The 484-nt window shown below is 65.7% G+C and carries 1 protein-coding gene; it reads right to left on the bottom strand.

From position 1 onward, the window contains the following. On the bottom strand, positions 1–484 hold a 484-nt coding region (locus PA598K_RS27770), incomplete at both ends, for a pyridoxal-phosphate dependent enzyme (RefSeq protein WP_128660058.1).

The raw sequence follows: 484 nt of genomic DNA, 5'->3' as shown, positions 1-484 counted from the left end.
GCGCAGCCGCGCATCGTACCGCAGGTGCTGACGCCGCCGACCACGTAGTCGACGCGGCCGAGCTGCTTGGCAATTTCCCGCATTGTGCCGTCTCGGTGGGCGAGGTAGTTGTTTTCATTGGCATACTGGTTGGGCCAATAGCTGCCGGGGATACGCTGCAGCAGCTCGCGGACCCGGGCGAGTCGCGCAGGCAGGAACTCGCCGGTAGCCGGGTCGGGCTGCTCGACCCGCTCGAGCTCGGCGCCGTAAGCCTGCATGATGCGGATATTTTGCCGAGCCGTCTTCGGATCGACGACGCTGATGAACCGCATATCCAGACGGGAGCAGATAGCGGCGAGGCTGATCGCCATATTGCCGGAGCTGGACTCGATGACGACAGAGCCCGGCCCAATCTGCCCGCGCTCGAGAGCTGCGGCGAGCATCCGCGCGGCAGGGCGGTCCTTGGCGCTGCCTCCCGGGTTCAACAGCTCCAGCTTGGCATAGA

Source organism: Paenibacillus sp. 598K, assembly GCF_003851045.1.
In the GTDB taxonomy this organism is placed as follows: Bacteria; Bacillota; Bacilli; order Paenibacillales; family Paenibacillaceae; genus Paenibacillus_D.
The sequence above is the reverse complement of the archived record's forward strand: the minus strand, read 5'-3'. Positions and strand labels throughout refer to the sequence as shown.